This is a genomic window from Haliea sp. E1-2-M8 (assembly GCF_030649675.1).
GTDB lineage: Bacteria > Pseudomonadota > Gammaproteobacteria > Pseudomonadales > Halieaceae > Haliea.
This window is the reverse complement of record NZ_JAUTDR010000001.1, coordinates 71259-88351: the sequence shown is the minus strand read 5'-3', so window position 1 is coordinate 88351 and position 17093 is coordinate 71259. Positions and strand designations below refer to the sequence as shown.

Sequence of the window (17093 nt, the reverse complement as noted above, 5' to 3'; positions counted from 1 at the left end):
ACAAGTCCCGGCGTATAGGCGCGGTTGCCGCACCCGAAGCGCGCTCCTAGGCTTTCACACTCTGACATCAGCGCGGGAGTGTGGCTTGGACCGCTACGACACCATCATCGTTGGCGCTGGCCATAACGGCCTGATCTGTGCCGCCTACCTGGCCCGGCACGGTCAACGCGTATTGCTTGTCGAGGCCGCCGACGCAGCCGGCGGTCTCGCCAGCACCCGGGAGTTCCACCCGGGGTTCCACGTCGCCGCTGCGCATACGGTTTACCAGTTTTCGCCGCAGATAGCCAAAGAGCTGGAGCTTGCCAAACACGGTTATGCCGACAGTGGCAAGCCGCTGTCGACCATCGGGCTGGACCCGGAAGGAAACCACGTTGCCATAACCGCCGAGGGCGTCAGCGGCGTCGATGCCGAAGACGCGGACAGGTATCGGCGCTACCGGGCAGAGCTGGAGACTTTCCGGGACGCCCTCGCCCCGTTCTGGATGAAACGGATGCCGGGCATCGGTGGCAACAGTGCGCAAGAGCTGCTCACCTTCGCCCAGCTGGGGCTGCGCCTGCGGCGCCTCGGCCGGGAGGACATGCTCGAGTTCTTCCGCGTGGCGACCTTGCCCATGCGCGATCTCTTGGACGAGAACTTCGCCAACGATCGCCTCAAGGCCGCACTCAGCTGGGACGGCATCATCGGCGGCCGACTCGCACCCCGTTCGCCAAACCAGAGCGTGCTGATGCTGCTCTACCGTCTTTGCGGCGAACACGGCGGCCAGCACGTCGTGCCGCAGGCGGGCATCCGGGGACTGATCGACGCGCTGGTTGCCGCGGCGACGGGTGCGGGCGCCCAGCTGCGTCTGGGTGCGGCGGTGAAGCAAATCCTGGTCGAAGGCGATGAGTCCGGGTTACGTGCCACCGGCGTCGAACTCGCCAGCGGCGAGCGTATCGCCGCGGACCGCGTGGTCTCCTCCGCGGATCCCCAGCGTACATTCCTCGAGCTGGTTGGCACCAGACACCTGGAGATTGGGTTCAGCAACCGCATCCGCCGACTCCGCTGCGAGGGCTATGTCGCCAAGCTGCACCTCGCCCTCGCGGAAGAACCCCGGTTCCGCGGGCTCGAACAGGCGGACGGCAGGATGATCATCGCGCCGGATCTCGACGCCATCGAGTTCGCCTTCGACGATGCCAAGTATGGGCAGTGCTCCAGTGATCCGGTCATGGAAATCGTGATCCCAAGCCTGCGGGAACCTGCGCTGGCGCCTCCGGGTCAGCATCTGCTCTCTGCCCATGTGATGTATGTGCCCGCCAGGCTCAAGGGGGGCTGGACCGCCGACGCCCGGGAGGCGCTGACCTCGCGCCTCCTGGACGAACTGGAGCGCTACGCACCGGGGCTGCGGAAACTCGTGTTGCATGCGGAGCTGCTGACGCCCGCGGACCTGGAAACACTGCACGGCGTGACCGGCGGCCACTGGCACCATACCGAGTTCGCCATTGACCAGCTGCTCATGATGCGCCCGACCTACGAGGCCGCCCAGTACGCAACGCCCATCCCCGGCCTGTTCCTCTGTGGCGCGGGCAGTCACCCCGGCGGCGGGCTGTCGGGCGCTCCCGGCCACAATGCGGCGCGGGTGATCCTGTCGTGAAGCGCTACGACGCAATCGTTATCGGCGCGGGGCACAACGGCCTTACCAATGCGGCCTATCTCGCCCGGGCCGGGCTCGACGTGGTCGTGCTGGAAAAAAACGACTATATCGGCGGCGCTGCGGTCACGCGGGAACTGCACGAGGGCTGGCATTACTCGAGCTGCTCTTACGTCTGCAGCATGATGCGCCAGTCCCTGCACCGCGATCTCGATCTTTCCCGCCACGGTCTGCTGCTCGTGCCCTACCTGGGTACGGTGGCCTTCGGTGACGACGGCAACACCCTCATCGATTATCCGGATGAAGGGGCGCACTACCTGGAGCTGCAGCGCCACTCGCCGCACGACGCCGACGCCATGTCTCGCTTCCAGGCTGACCTCGGCCGCTACGCGCAGCTGATTCGCAAGACCTTGATGCGCACGCCGCCAGATCCGGCGTCTTTCAAGCCGCGAGATATCCGCGAAATACTGTTCCTGGCGAAAGAGTTCTGGGCGCTCGGGGAGCGCGAACTCTATGAGTACATGCGCTTCTTCACCATGAGCGCGGCGGATTTCCTTGAGGACTACTTCGAAAACGATCTGATCAAGGCGGCGATGGCGAGCCCCGGCATTATCGGCACGGCGCTGGGCGTACAGTCCCCGGGCTCCGCCTACATCCTGCTGCACCATGTGATGGGCGACGTCGACGGCAGCGTTGGCGCCTGGGGTCTGGCACGCGGCGGCATGGGTGCCATTTCCCATGCCATTGCCAACGCGCTGCGGGAAGCGGGCGGCGAGATCCGCACCTGCGCCGGGGTGGAGCGCATCCTCGTGCGCAACGGCACCACCGTGGGCGTGGCGCTGGAGAACGGCGATGAGCTGCACGCCAATATCGTTGTGTCCAACCTTGATGCCAAGCGCACCTTCACCAGGCTGCTGCAGCCAGAGGAATTGCCGCCGCGCATCCTCGAGCGGGCGCGGAACTTCAAGATCCGCGGCTCCTCCGGCAAGGTCAACATCGCGCTCTCGGGCCTGCCGCGCTTCAAGGGGCTACCCGACAACCGCTATATCAACCGTGGTGGCCAGACTTTCGCGGGCTCCCTGGAAACCATGGAGCGCGCCTACGACGCCTGGAAACGCGGCACCTGGTCCGAGGACCCGTTCATCGAATCGATAATACCGAGCGCCTGGGACCCGACCGTGGCACCGGCCGGCAAACACTGGATGTCAAACTTCGTCCAGTATTGCCCGCCCGAGCTGGCCGACGGTCCCTGGACCCCGGAAAAACGCGATGCCTTCGGCCAGACGGTGATCAACAAGCTGGAGCGCTACAGCCCCGGCTTCAAGGACCTGATCGTGCACATGGAGGTGCGTACGCCGCACGAGATCGAGGCCGAGATCGGGCTCACCCAGGGCAACATCTTCCAGGGAGAGCTCACCATCGACCAGCTGCTCTTCAACCGTCCCTTCCCTGGCTATGGGCAGTACCGCATGCCCCTGCGCAACTTCTATATGTGCGGTTCCTCGACGCACCCCGGCGGCGGCGTGTCCGCGGCCTGCGGAGCCAACGCGGCGCGGGAAATCCTCCGCGACCTGAAAAAGCCCAATGTAGTCCCCGACGACGACTGCTACGACGAGTAGGCCATGGAACACACAGACCCTTTCGCCGGCGAACGGCTCAAACTCTCTCCCTTTCATGCCAGGCAGGCGCCCATGAACCTGCGCGATGCCTGGTCCAGCTGGAACAGCTACAAGTTCGCCGATTACTATTACGACGCCCAGTACGAGTACTTTTGCATACGCAATACCTGCGGCACCTACGACATCTGCCCGATGCAGAAGTACGAGATCCGCGGTGCCGACGCCCTCGCCATGCTCAACCGGATGGTGACCCGGGACGTGGCGAAGCTGAAATTAGACCGGGTGACCTACTGCTGCTGGTGCACGGACGAAGGGCGCATGATCGACGACGGCACCATTTTTCGACTCGGCGACGATCACTACATGCTGACCTGTGGCAGCCCCTGCCTGGCCTGGCTGCGCCAGAGCGCCCTCGGTTTTACTGAGCTGACGGTGCGGGATATCAGTGAGGAGCGCGCCGGTCTGTCCCTGCAGGGACCTACCGCCTGCGCGGTACTCAAGGCCATGGGGCTTGCGGCTATCGAGCAGCTCAAGCCCTTCGGGATCCTGCACTTCGATTTTCGCGGTGACACGCTGATGGTTTCCCGAACCGGATTCAGCGGGGATCTCGGCTATGAACTCTGGATCGACCGCTCGCTGGCCCTGGACCTCTGGGACGCGCTCTACAGCGCGGGCGAGCACCACGGCATTCATCCCTACGGCGAGGCGGCCACCAACATGGCCCGTCTCGAGGCGGGCTTCATCATGCCGGCCATGGAGTTCAACGAGGCGCTGAAGACGGTGAATTTCCAACTCGACCAGACGCCCTTCGAACTCAATCTCGGCTGGCTTGTGGATTTCCGCAAACCCCATTTCAATGGTCGCAGCGCTCTGCTCCGCGAGCGGGACAAGGGGCCGAAGTACACGCTCGTGAAGCTCGATATCGAGGGCAACAAGCCGGCCAACGACGCAATCCTCTATGCCGACCGGCGCTGCAAAGGGGAAATCGGCTATGTAACGTCGGCCATGTGGTCACCGGCTGCCAAGGCCAATATCGCCCTCGCCATGGTCAGGACAAAGTACCTTGCTGGCGACATCTTCGCCGAGATCTACTACCCGAAGGAGTTGCGCCCCTACCGCAAGGTCGCGCGCTGCACAGTACGTGACAAGCCTTTCTGGGCACCTGCGCGCACCCGTCAGACTCCCGCACCCGACCGGTGAGCGCAGGGCCAGTCACCTCATGCCCGCACCCTGTGCGGTGTTGTTTGCCGTATGTTTCGGGGCCTACCCGCCAGCAGCCGGCTTGTGTATTCTCCGGGTTGAGCCAAAGACTCGCGCGGAGGAAGACCCGAATGATGTCCACAGAGTTCGTCAAAAGCTACATCGAGGCCTGGAACGCACAGGACCCAACTCGTGTCGCCGGCCATCTCGCGGTCGGGGGCACCTACCACGACATGGGCGAGCTGCGACAGCTCGCCCGCCGCGACTTGATCACACATCTGGAAGAGTACTTCAGCCGCGACACCAGCCGCTACATCCTTGTAGGCGAAGTGCTCGAAGGTCGGGAAACGATTGCCTTCCAGTATCTGGCCTGCCCCACGGGCGACGGCCTCGAGGCCAGTGGCTGGATGGGTGCCGAGTTCATTACCCTGGACGGGGACAGTGCCACGCGTATTGAGGATTACTACCGGGACCAGCTCCTGCTCACGCGCGAGCGAGGTGCCGCCGCCAGGAGCGAGCGCTACGCCAAGTCGGGCCTGAGCCCAGCGGCGCGGGAAGCGCTGCTGGGTCGGCTGCGCGAAGCCATGGAGGAGGAGCGCGCCTACCTCAACTCCCTTCTGTCCCTGCCAGAACTGGCGACCAACCTCGGCTGTTCCATCAATCACCTGTCGCAAGCGATCAACGAGGGACATGGCGTGGGCTTCTTCGATTTCGTCAACCACTACCGCGTCCGTGACGCCGTAGAGATTCTGTTGGTACCGACGGATTGTCCAGGCATCCTCGACGTCGCCCTGGACGTAGGTTTCAACTCGGTATCTACGTTTTACGCAGCCTTCAAGCGCGCTACGGGCAAGACGCCGGCGCAGTTCCGCCGTGAATCCCTGCGCGACGGCTAACGGAGTTTTGGCATGTTTGGACTGCGACCACCGTTGGATACCGCCGAACACACGAGTTCCTATTACGCGGCTACCGCCAACCAGCAGACCGATTACGCTCCCCTTGCAAACGACGTTGAGGCCGACGTGGTCGTTGTCGGTGCTGGCTTCACGGGCATCAACACGGCACTGGAGCTAGCCGAGCGCGGGCGCGAAGTCGTGCTGCTGGAGGCGAATCGCCTCGGCTGGGGCGCTTCGGGGCGAAACGGGGGCCAGATCATTGGCGGCATCGGTCACGACCCGGAGCGTTTCCAACGCCACATCGGCAGCGATGGGGCCCGGCGCATCCATGAACTGGGTATCGAGGGGCCAGATATCATCCGCGAGCGGGCCGAGCGCTATGGCATCGACTGCGACCTCAAATGGGGCTACTGCGATGTGGCTCTCAAGCCGCGGCATCTGCGGCAGTTCGCCGAGTGGCGGGACCACCAGGCAGCCGTCGGCAATCCACATGAATATTGGCTCCTGGACCGGGAGGAACTGCGAGCCTACGTCAATGCCGACGTCTATCTCGGCGGCCTCCTCAACCACGCCAACGGCCACTTGCATCCGCTCAACCTTTGCCTCGGTGAAGCCAGGGCTGCAGAGTCCCTGGGCACGCGCATATTCGAGCAGTCGCGGGTAACCGAAATAATACCCGGGGCGCGGCCCCGCGTGGTAACGGCGCAGGGAAGCGTCCGGGCCAACACGGTGGTACTCTGCGGCAACGCCTACCTGGGCAAGGTTATTCCCCGCCTGGCGAGCCGTGTCCTGCCCTCGAACAGCTCCGTAATTGCCACGGAACCACTGCCTGCCAAGCTCGCGCAGTCACTCATCCCGGGGGATGTGGCTGTCTGCGATCCGCGCACAGCGCTGGACTATTTCCGTCTCTCTGCCGACAAACGCATGCTCTTCGGCGGCCTGTCGAACTACACCGGGCTGGAGCCGCGGGACCTCGTCGGCACCCTGCGGCGCAAGATGCTGCGGGTATTCCCGGCGCTGGCGGATGTTGGTATCGACTACGGCTGGAGCGGCCAGATCGGCATTGGTCTCAACCGTATGCCACAGCTCGGGCGCCTGGACGGCAACATCGTCTATATCCAGGCCTACTCGGGCCACGGCGTGGCACCGACCCATGTGATGGCGCGCATCACCGCTGCCATGATCGACGGCTCGCCGACGGATTTCGATGTGTTCGCGCGCATCCCGCACCATTCCTTTCCCGGCGGCAAGCTTCTGCGGCGCCCGGGGCTGGCGCTCGGCATGGCCTGGTTCAAGTTGCGCGACACGCTCTAGTGCCGTGGCAGGGTCTTAGCGCCGGTCCTTCAGGATCCGCCGGGCGGCATTGTAGCCCGGTGCGCCGGTAACGCCGCCACCCGGGTGCGACCCGGCACCGCAGAGATAAAGGCCCGGCATGGGGGTGGCGTACTGTGCCGCGTCCGGGTGTGGGCGCATGCTGAAGAGCTGGTCCGGTTCCATCCGGCCGTGGCAGATGTCACCACGGGGCAGGCCGAAGTCGCGCTCAAGATCCAGCGGCGTCAGGCATTGGGTAGCGACGAGAATCTCGCGCAGGTTGGGCACGAAGCGCTCGACCCAGCCCAGAATATCCTCGAGGACCCGTGGTTTCTCCGTGTCCCAGTGCCGCCCATCGGCGAGGTCGTAGGGCATATATTTGCACAGCAGGCTCATGACGTGCGTACCCTCGGCGTCCGTCAGCGTGTCGTCGATAACGCTCGGGACCACCGCCTCGATGATCGGCGGCGACGCAGGCTCGCCAGCACGCGCGCTGCGGTAGGCGGCATCCAGGTGCTCCTTGCTCTCGATGAAGGTGATGGTCGCCTCGTGCTCGGGACCGGCGCCCTCGCCACCGAGGGCCGCGAAACGCGGCAGGCCGCTGAGTGCCAGGTTGATGCGCAGGGAGGCGGACTCCTGGCGGAAGGCCCGCAGGTCACGGACGAACGCCTCCGGCAAATACTCCTCGCCGAGAAATTCCAGCAGCGTGCGCTTCGGCTCCGTGTTCGCGGCCACCACCGGCGCGGCAATCTCTTCACCACTGGCAAGACGAATGCCGCGCACCTTGCCGTGCGCGACCAGGATGCGCTGCACGGGCGCCTGCGTGCGGATCTCCACGCCCCTGTCCCGGGCCGACGCCGCCATGGCGCTGGTGATACCGCCCATCCCGCCGCGGACAATGCCCCAGGCCCCCTTGCGGCCGTCGATTTCGCCCACGGCGTGATGCAGCATGGCCAGGCTCGCGCCGGGCTGGGATAGCGGCGCAAAATTCGCGGGCATGATATGGGCGGCCACCATGGCCTTGACCTTGTCGCTCTCGAACCAGCGGTCGATGATGGTCTCCGGTGCGCCGAGGAAAAATTGCATGAGACGCCAGCGCTGGTCGGCGTCGAGCCTGCGTGCACCCAGGCCGAGACGCAACGCGGAAAGCAGATCGCCGATGCCCCCGCCGTGGAGCTTTGGTGGCTCACGCAGCCACTGGCTCGCCAGCAGCTCGCCGACCACTGCCACCGACTCCTCGAAGGCAAGGTACGCGTCATAGTCGCGCGCCGAGTACCTTCCGAACTGGGCACGGTCGTGGGCCTCGTCACCATTCAGCAGCAGGTAATCGCCGCGCGAGTCGAGGTACAGCGAATTGTTGAGCAGCAGCGGCTCGTACCCGTAGCGGGTGAGCTCAAGATCGCGCACCACTTCCGGCCGCAGCAGACTGACCACGTAGGACGCCACGGAGTTGCGGAAACCCGGGTGAAACTCCTCGCTCACGGCCGCGCCTCCGACCACGTGCCGGCGCTCAAGCACGCAGACCTTCATGCCTCCCCGCGCGAGATAGTTCGCGGTGGTCAGACCATTGTGGCCCGCACCGATGACAATTGCGTCAAAGACCGCCGTCACGGGGCGTCCGCCAGGGCCGGCAATGTGCGCCGCAGGCGGATATACAGGCCCGCGTAGATCGCGAAGGCGGCCAGGGATGCCGCCGCACAAAGCTGGAACACCGCGTCGTAGCCATTGCCCAGGGCGAGCACCGAAGCCGCGAGATTGGGCCCGATGATCTGGCCCAGACCCTGCGCCGCCGGAAGCAGCGAGGCAAAGCGCCCCGAGTGATCCACGTTTGCCACTGTCGCCATCTGGTACACGTCGATAAAGATCCAGAGAAAATTGAAAGTATATACGCTAATGAAAAAGGTTACGTTGGTAATACCGAAGGCCAACATGCCAACGACCGCCGCGTGCACCAGCAGCGTCACCAGCAACGGGCGCACCAGCCCGAAACGGTTGCTGATGATCGTGGCGACCAGACAACCGAGGATACTCATGAGCGATACCCAGACCAGCACACCGGAAACCCAGGGTGCCTCCAGGCCGGCGCGTGCGGTGGCCAGTTCGATGTAGGTCCAGTAGGCGCCGATGTTCACATAAGTAAGCGCGATAGCGCCCAGGCAAAGCCAGGGAACCATCGGCGGCACATGCCGGTGCTCGACGATCACGCCGGCCTCCGGATCCTGCACCTCGACCTCGACCTCCAGCCCGGGCTCCCCGGGCCGGGCGGGCACCCAGCGCAGGAAAAGCAGCCCGAACGCATAGGCGGCGATAAAGACGGCGTAGATGGCGTCCATCGACAGCCGCGGCAGCGCATACATTTCGGCCGCCTGGGTGAAGGCAAAGCAGAACAGCATGATGTTGTAGGCGCGTGCGGGCCGAGAGCTGGCGCCGAGATTTGCCACGGCGATCGCCGTGTAGACGCCACTGCCTGACCCTGCCAGAAATCGCAGCCAGACGACGTGCTCGTAGTCCACGAACACCATGCACAAGGCATTGGCAGCCATGGCGACCGCTGCCGCGATGACCACCAGCAAACGCCGGTTTATGCGCGCCACCAGCAGGGAAGCGAGAACGGCACCAAAAGAGAGCCCACCGAGGTCCGCGCCGGCCACTCGCCCCGTCTGCACATCCGTGAAACCAAGCTGGGTCGCCCAGGCGGTACTGATAACGGGAATGCCCGCGAGCACGCCGTAGCCTACGAGCGTCATATAAAGCGAGATCGTTTGCGAACGCCAGCCGTCAAACAGCGTCCGCTCATGGTGCAACATGGTGTTGGCGGCGTTCATTGGCACCGGTTCAGGACACAGTGGTCTGCGCTTGGAGATAGCTCACCATGGGGCAACAGATTCCTCCTCAGGCTGAAGTGTAGCGGTTGTTGCACCGGGGCTGTAGCGACGCCAGATCACTGCGGCCGCGATCAGGCCCAGCGGCACGAACAACAGTGCCGGGCCGAGGGCGAACCAGGGCTCCGCCTGGCTCCAGTCGATGCCGCCAAGGGCGCCCACGAGCCCCCGTCCACGTTGATACGGCAGCACGTACCAGTGCAACAGAAGCGCCGGCATGAGCGCGCCGTAGAGCACCAGGAGCGCCGGTGCGAGCATAGTAACCAGCGTCTTGCGCCGGTCCCGGTCCCCGGCGGGGGTCATGTGCAGGCGCTGGCGGAAGGACTGCTCCAGGGCTGACGGTCCGGCGCCAGACGAGGCAAGGTAGATGGCCGCCACGCCTGTCAACGCGCCGAGCAACGCCGGGTTGAGATAGCTGGGTAGCCGAATAAGCCCGGCGTAATCGAGCGCCGCCGGGATCACATTGCCGGCAAAACCGGCGACGAGTCCCCAGAACGCGCCGGCGGCGGTGATACGCGAACTCCAGACACTCATGAACGCCACCGGGCCCCAGGACGAGGCGAATACGGTGCCGATAAAGAGCATGATCCAGAAAACATTGGCGGGCACGGTCAGGCTCAGGGCGAGCACCACGATCGCGACACCACCCATAAGCAGCCGCGTTGTGCCCAGACGCGGCGCCCGGTCGCGGCTGCCCAGATCATTGCTGACGCTGAAACCCACCAGAGACAAAAAAGTGGAAGCAGAGGACAGCGCCGCAGCAACGATTCCCGCCAGTAGCAGCGCGCCGAGGAAGCCAGGTACGAGGTGTCGCGCGGCCCACAGCAGCACAGTTTCCGACGGCGCGATATCCGTGCGCGCGAGGTTCACCAGCCCACCCGCGCCGTAGATCAGGTACTGCATGATGATCACGGCGAAACAGGCGTAGATCGATGCGCGCAACACCACGTGTTCGTCGCGCGCCATGAGATGTCGGCTGGCCTGCCAGGGACTGACGGCGTAGACCACGCTCCAGGACAGGTCGATAATTATGAACCAGATGAGGAAATCCACTGCCCTGGGCCAGGGCGTGCCCTCGCCGATAGTGCCGTGCCAGGCGGCAATATCCGGCTTGCTGCCCTGGCTTGCAAGCGCCTCCACCGCCGTGGCAACGCCGCCAAAGCCGCCGACAAGCTTGCCGACGAAGAGCACCGTTGCCACGGTAAAAAGCAGGAACATGAGCGTGTCGGTGATAATGACCCCGCGTGAACCCGCATAGAGCGTGAAAATTGTGTAGCTCAGCCAGGCGACCAGGACCGCTTCGACGTAGTTCAGGGCCGTCAAATCCGCGAGCAGCAGAGCCGCACCCTGGGTGACGACGAGCAGGTAACCGCCCAGGCCGAAGACGATGGTCACCCCAGCTGCCTGCTGCACACGACGGCTGTTGAAACGGTGACCGAAGTAATCGGCTACGGTGGGCGCGCGGCTGCGACGCAGAAACGTACCGAAGAAGAGCGCGCCGTAGATATAGCCGGTAACGGCGATCCCCGGCAAGAGCAGGTAGGGCCCCATCTGGCCATCGTAGGTAAAACCAGCCTCACCGAGAAACAGGGAAGTGCTGAAGACACTGGCGACCAGCGTGCCGAGAATAAACAGCGTCGGCGCACGGCGCCCGGCGACGAAGTAGTCTTCCACAGAATGCACGCGGCGGCCGGCATAGCTCCCCACCACGATGAAGGACAGCACGCTGACGGCGATGGTCAGCGTGTAGCTATCCATGGCCCGCAGGTACCCGCTCGGCAGCGCTGCCGCACTGCATCACCGGAGCCGGCTGAGAACCCCCGCGCGGATCATCGATCACGAAGAATCACCTGCGCGGCGTTATAGCCGGGCAGGCCGCTAACCCCACCGCCGGGATGCGCCCCGGAGCCGCAGAGGTATACCCCGGCCGTGGGCATGCGATAGCCGGCGTGGCCGGGGATCGGACGCATGCAGTAGAACTGGTCCAGGTGCAGGGCACCGTGAAAGATATCACCGCCCACCATGTTCAGATCGCGCTCGATATCCAGCGGTGTCTTGATCTGTCGACCGACCACGGATGCCCGGAAATTTGGCGCCTGGGCGTCAATCGTATCGATAACAAGATCTGCCACCTCGTCGCGGACCTCGTCCCACGAGCGGCCGTCCGGCAAGTGCCGCTGAAAGTGCTGGCAGAACAGGCTCGCAACATGGCCGCCGGCGGGTGCGAGGCTGTCGTCCTGGGTACTGGGGATCTGCATGGAAATAACCGGGCGCTGCGACCAGCCCTGGTCACGCGCATCGCGGTAGGCATTCTGCAGGTAGGGTAAAGAGGGGCAGAACTCAATAGCGCCGAGGAAGTGGGAGTCGTCACTGCCCTTGAGGCTCGTGAAGCGCGGCAGTTCCGACAGCGCAACGTTCATCCGCAGGGTGGCCGAGTGGCTGCGATAGTTGTCGATGCGCCGTTGGTCGTCCTCATCAAGGCCATGCCCATCCAGCAGCCGCTGCAGCAAAACCTGAGGGTGAACGTTTGCCGCAACCAATGGCGCGCGCAATTCGCGCCCGTCCTCGGTCACCACACCACAGGCCCGATCCTTCTCTACAAGAATGCGCGCCACCGGAGCCTCCAGCTCGATGCGCACGCCGCGGGCCCGGGCGGAAGCGGCCATGGCCTGGGTGATGGCACCCATGCCACCGCGCGCAATGCCCCACGCCCCCTCACGGCCCTTGACCTCGCCGAAGGCGTGGTGCAGGAGCACATAGGCCGTGCCGGGCTGATACGGGTCCGCAAAGTTGCCGATCACCCCCTCGAGACCGAGTACGCCCTTGAGCGCTTCGCCCTCGAACCAGGCATCGAGGTGATCGCCGATAGAACGCACCATCAGCTCCCCAAGTACCATCTGGTGCTTGCTGCTCAAGCGGCGCAAAGCGTTACCGCCCTTGAGCAGCGCCAGCGCATCGCGCCAGCCGCCGCCAAAATTGGGCGGTGCTTCCATGGCCAGGGCTCGCAACGCCCGGGCCACGGAACCGATCTCGTTCTCGAAGGCCTCAAGACGCTCCGCGTCACGCCGGGAGAAGCGCGCCACTGCGGCCCGCGCCTGCTTGCCGTCCCGGCTCAGCTGCAGGTGGTCGCCGTCGAGAATACTGAGCGTGCCCGCCGGCCGCTCCATGATCTCAAGGCCATGTTTCTCCAGTTCCAGGTCAGCGATTACCTTCGGGTGCAGCAGACTAATGGAATAGGAGTAGACCGAGTTGCGGAAGCCGGGATGGAACTCTTCTGTTATCGCGGCGCCGCCGACCCGGTCCCGGGCCTCGAGGACGGTCACTTTGAGACCGGCAGCCGCCAGGTAGCCAGCGCAGACCAGGCCGTTATGGCCAGCACCAATGACAATGACATCCGACTGGTCGCTCACACCTGAACCCCCACCACCCCCAGAAATCTTGCCACAGTCTAGAATGGGCAGGGGGGAGGAACCTCCGAGCCGATGGGCTAGGAAGCGCCAATCAGGGGCGGTGCTGCATAGTTTCCAGGCATCTGCCCTGCGCGGCAGGCAATCAGTTGGGTGGCGCATGGACTTTGCACAACCGCAAGAACTGGATGACTTTTTACGCCAGCATCCGGACACACACATGCTCGAGCTGTTGATGCCCGACATGAATGGCCTCCTGCGCTGCAAGCGGATCCAGCGCCGCGAATTCGACGACTTTTTTGCCGGTTCGTTCTCGGTGCCGCGGACCGTGCCGTTCCTGGGTGTTCGCGGCGACATGTATAGCGGCCAGGATCAGGCTGTTATCGGCGGCGATCCGGACCAGACCCTGCGCCCGGTTGCCGGTACCCTTGCCCCCATTCCCTGGCTGGACTCGCCCACGGCGCAGGTGCTCACGGGCTTTGCGGATAAGGATGGAGGCTACTGCTGGATCGACCCCCGGGCGCCACTGCTGCGGGTGCTGGAGCATTATGCGGCTGACGGCCTGGCACCCGTGGTCGCCACGGAACTTGAATTCTACCTGCTGGCCGATGGCGACGGCGCGCGCCCGCAACCGCTCATGGGGCGTGTGCCTGGCACGGGACTTCTCCAGGGCGGTATCCAGTACTGCATGCCGGATGACCTTCTGGACTGCGACGCGTTCCTCGAGGACGTGCGCCTTGCCTGCGAACTGCAGTCGGTGCCACTTACCGCGATCCACAGCGAGTTTTCACCGGGTCAATGGGAAATCAACACGCACCATCAGCAGGACGCGCTGCTGGCGGGCGATCACGCGCTTCTCTTGCGCCGGCTGGTCAAAGGTATTGCCCGACGCCATGGCCTTGGCGCAACGTTCATGGCAAAACCGTTCGCGGACCTGGGCGGTAGCGGCCTGCACATACACGCGAGCGTCTACAACGGCGAGGGGGTCAATGTCTTTGCCCATAGGGAACCTGCAGAGCCACCGCAGATAACGCAGACTTTGCTGGACGGCATCGGCGGCCTCGTCAACACCGTCAACGAAGCCATGGCCATTTTCGCGCCCAATCCCAACTCCTATCGCCGCTTCAAGGCGGGCGCGTTTGCGCCGTCGGGTCCGACCTGGGGCTACGATCATCGCGAAGTGGCCCTGCGCGTTCCCGCTTCGTCAGAACAAAACCGACGCATCGAACACCGCATAGCCGGTGCCGATGCGAACCCGTATCTCGTCCTCGCGGCAGTGCTCGCGGGCCTGCACCATGGCATGCGCAGCGGCGCGGACCCGGGCGAGCCGGTAGCACGCGAGGCAGATCTCTCAGCCGCGGCTGTCAGTTTTCCCACCCGCCTCGACGGCGCCCTCGACCTGTTCCGGGCCGGGAAAATCATTCCCGCCTATCTTGGTGAATGCTATGCCCGATCCTATGCGGCGCAACGCCAGGGTGAGAGCGACCTGTATCACGGAGAGGTGCCCGACCTGGACTACAGCTGGTACCTGCGGGCGCTGTAGCGACAGCGGTGGACCCCGCGCCCGCTACAGCGCGAGGCTGAGTTTCACCGCCTCAGAATGTGTAACTCAGTCTCACACCCGCGGTCCTTGGTCGGGAGGGACCGAAGGTATGCTGCACGAAGAGCGTGGTCTCGCTGGGGTCGTCTGAGTAGTTGCCGTCGTACCAGATATCGTCGAACACATTCTCCACGTAGGCGCTCACCTGCCAGTTGGACTGGCGATAACCCACGATAATGTCAGTCTGATTCAGAGCCTTGATTCGCTGGTAGATCAAGTCCTTATCCGGCCAGTCGCCACGATAGTCATCCTCCCAGGACCACGCGATGGTGCCAAAGGCCTCACCGTTGCCCAGCGGGTAATTGGCATCAAGCACCACGAACGCCGTGTACTCCGGTGCCCAGGGGACAGAATTGCCCTCGCAGACATCGGCGGATCCCGTGAGCGTTTCGCCCGCGCCACAGAAAGCCTGGACGTTGGTTGCTTCTGAATCGAACCAGGAGCCCCCCGTCCGGAACTTCAGGTGATCTGTCAGCGCTACGCTGGCTTCCACCTCAACCCCCATGCCCTCGACCTCGCCGACGTTGTCAACGAGGGTACGTGGGCCCTCGCCAAAAATCGCCTGCAAGTCCTCGTACTCGTAATAAAACGCCGTCGTCGCTACCTGGGCTCGCCCGTCCCACAATGTCCCCTTGTAGCCAATCTCGTAGGAAAGCACCGTTTCAGGCCCGAAATCCCCGGGGCGATCGCGGCCGGGCAAGCCCACACAGAGGCCGAAGGGACAGCCTTCGCTGCCGGGGCCCTCGATATTGAAGCTGCCAAAACCACCGGGCTTGTAGCCGGTTGCAACGCTGGCAAAGAGCAACGTATCCAGACTGGGGCGCCAGTTGAGCACCGCGCGCCAGGTAACTTCACTCCAGTCCTGCTTGTCGCGCAACGCGCCTTCCGGGGTGGAAAAACCGGTCTGAACCTTGTACCGCAGCAGGGAGCCGCCCGGGTCGGGCAGGGCATTCTGGGAAAAGTCCTTCTCGTCGTAGCTGTAGCGGACACCCAGGGAGCCGTCGAGGGTTTCGCTGAAACGGTAGCCCAGATCCAGATAGGCTGAATACCCCTGGTATTTTCCGACAACCCGGTTGCGGTCGTTGATCAGCCCGGTGGGCGAAGGTGTCCATTCGCAGCTGCCAAAGTAGTAATCCAGGTAGTAGTCACAGTAGGTGGTCTGACCGTAATAGCTGTCCAGGCCGTTGTAGTAGTCAAACAGATCGGAACAGGTGTTGAACCAGTACCCGAGGCAGTAGACATCCTCTTCCTGCTGGCCGAGAAATATGGTGTCGATGTCCTCGTCGTAGAGGGACGCGCCCGCGTACCAGTCCAGCGGGCCTTCACTGTTGGACGCGAGGCGAAGCTCCTGCTCGAAATACTCCCCCGACTGGCTCTGCCCGTAGTTGAAGGTGATCGTGGGCAACCCATCGTAATCCTCCAGGTACTCGTACTCGTGGTCCTTGTAGCCGGTCAGCGATGTCAGCGTCGCCCAGCCAAGATCAAAATCGACAAGCAGGCCGACGGAAAAGATATCGGAATCATCCCGGGGTGTCATCGAGTTGTCGTTATTGACGGTGCGACCATCCGCGGAGGTTTCGATTGGCACGCCGCCGTTGATGCGCGTCTGGTTGACCTTAAATGCCGTACCCTCACCGGTAGCCCGGTAAACGCTGCCGAACTGGTTGCGGTCATCGAATTCCAGAATCAGATCAGCGGTCAGTTTTTCGTTCTCGTAGCGGGTAGTGATGCGCAGGGACTGATTGTCGTGGGAAATAAGATCATCGCCACCGGCGAGATTGTCGACATAGCCGTCCTCTTCGGAGTGAAACCCTGCAATGCGCACAGCGAGGTTTTCGGTGATGGGCAGGTTTACCGCGCCTTCCAGGGTAAGAACGCCACGCTCACCAACGTCGATCTCGGCATAGCCCTCGGTCGCGGAGACATCGGGTTTCTCGGTGATGATGTTCATGGCGCCACTCACCGAGTTGCGCCCGAACAGGAAGCCCTGGGGTCCGCGAAGTACCTCGGCGCGCTCGATATCGTAGAGGCTGGAAACAGCGGCCCCGTTACGGCCCTGATAGAGTCCGTTCTTGTAAAGGCTGACGGACGGGTCGCCGCCGTTACCAAAGTCGATGGTACGAATGCCGCGAACGCTGACAAAATCGAGGAAGCTGTCCTTGCTGTTGCCGCTGATACCCGGGGTAAAGGAAATCAGGTCCTTGATGTCGCTGAGATTGACCTTGCGGATTTCCGCGCCGGACATCGCAGTGATCGCAATCGGCACGTCCATTACTGACTCTGCGCGTTTTGTCGCGGTAACGATCACCTCCTCGAGCTGCTGCGCTGCCGCCGGCGTCACAGCCGCACCGCTCAGAATGGCCACCGCCACGGACCGCGACAGCAGTCGTCGTGGTGCGCTCGGTAAGCGCAGCCCCCGCGCGTCGCGGCAGGCGATGCCGGTGGTACTGATTCCGGGAAAATACGAGGATGGTTGAGGCTCCATGCTTTTCTCCTCCGCGGTCTTTCCGACACGCGCACATTATTTTCATTAAAAGTAGTGAAAAATGAC

The 17093-nt window shown here is 63.7% G+C and carries 11 protein-coding genes; 6 read left to right on the top strand and 5 right to left on the bottom strand.

Features of this window, described 5'->3' with window-relative positions; all coding sequences use genetic code 11:
• Positions 1–85 precede the first annotated feature (85 nt).
• From Q6D67_RS00370 to Q6D67_RS00350, 5 genes are all read left to right on the top strand, one after another.
• The gene (locus Q6D67_RS00370) at positions 86–1630 is read left to right on the top strand and encodes an NAD(P)/FAD-dependent oxidoreductase (protein ID WP_304703513.1); all 1545 of its coding nucleotides are present in this window, start codon (positions 86–88) and stop codon (positions 1628–1630) included.
• Positions 1627–3246 (top strand): NAD(P)/FAD-dependent oxidoreductase, encoded by a 1620-nt coding sequence (locus Q6D67_RS00365; protein ID WP_304703511.1) that lies wholly within the window; start codon positions 1627–1629, stop codon positions 3244–3246. Before Q6D67_RS00370 ends, Q6D67_RS00365 begins: the two co-directional genes overlap by 4 nt.
• Before the next feature lie 3 nt (positions 3247–3249).
• Positions 3250–4446 carry an aminomethyltransferase family protein gene (locus Q6D67_RS00360; protein WP_304703510.1) on the top strand — a complete coding sequence of 399 codons (1197 nt, stop codon included), beginning with the start codon at positions 3250–3252 and terminating at the stop codon, positions 4444–4446.
• A gap of 131 nt (positions 4447–4577) precedes the next feature.
• Positions 4578–5342 carry an AraC family transcriptional regulator gene (locus tag Q6D67_RS00355; protein WP_304703509.1) on the top strand — a complete coding sequence of 255 codons (765 nt, stop codon included), beginning with the start codon at positions 4578–4580 and terminating at the stop codon, positions 5340–5342.
• 12 nt (positions 5343–5354) lie between these two features.
• Entirely contained in the window at positions 5355–6656 is a 1302-nt protein-coding gene (locus Q6D67_RS00350; protein ID WP_304703507.1) for an FAD-binding oxidoreductase, read from the top strand.
• A gap of 15 nt (positions 6657–6671) precedes the next feature.
• Here the strand turns inward: Q6D67_RS00350 and Q6D67_RS00345 are convergent, their stop codons facing one another.
• The 4 genes from Q6D67_RS00345 to Q6D67_RS00330 form a co-directional block, all read right to left on the bottom strand.
• A complete protein-coding gene (locus Q6D67_RS00345; protein WP_304703506.1) occupies positions 6672–8264 on the bottom strand; it encodes an NAD(P)/FAD-dependent oxidoreductase in 1593 nt (530 codons plus the stop codon).
• Entirely contained in the window at positions 8261–9478 is a 1218-nt protein-coding gene (locus Q6D67_RS00340; protein ID WP_304703504.1) for an MFS transporter, read from the bottom strand. The genes Q6D67_RS00345 and Q6D67_RS00340 overlap by 4 nt, the downstream gene beginning before the upstream one ends.
• 42 nt (positions 9479–9520) lie before the next feature.
• A complete protein-coding gene (locus Q6D67_RS00335; RefSeq protein WP_304703502.1) occupies positions 9521–11293 on the bottom strand; it encodes a sodium:solute symporter in 1773 nt (590 codons plus the stop codon).
• 71 nt (positions 11294–11364) lie between these two features.
• The gene (locus Q6D67_RS00330; protein ID WP_304703501.1) at positions 11365–12945 is read right to left on the bottom strand and encodes an NAD(P)/FAD-dependent oxidoreductase; all 1581 of its coding nucleotides are present in this window, start codon (positions 12943–12945) and stop codon (positions 11365–11367) included.
• A gap of 157 nt (positions 12946–13102) precedes the next feature.
• Here Q6D67_RS00330 and Q6D67_RS00325 point away from each other — a divergent pair, with 157 nt between their 5' ends.
• Positions 13103–14485 carry a glutamine synthetase family protein gene (locus Q6D67_RS00325; protein WP_304703500.1) on the top strand — a complete coding sequence of 461 codons (1383 nt, stop codon included), beginning with the start codon at positions 13103–13105 and terminating at the stop codon, positions 14483–14485.
• Between the two features lie 52 nt (positions 14486–14537).
• Here the strand turns inward: Q6D67_RS00325 and Q6D67_RS00320 are convergent, their stop codons facing one another.
• Positions 14538–17027, bottom strand: a complete 2490-nt coding sequence (locus Q6D67_RS00320) for a TonB-dependent receptor (protein WP_304703499.1) — start codon at positions 17025–17027, stop codon at positions 14538–14540.
• Positions 17028–17093: the final 66 nt, after the last annotated feature.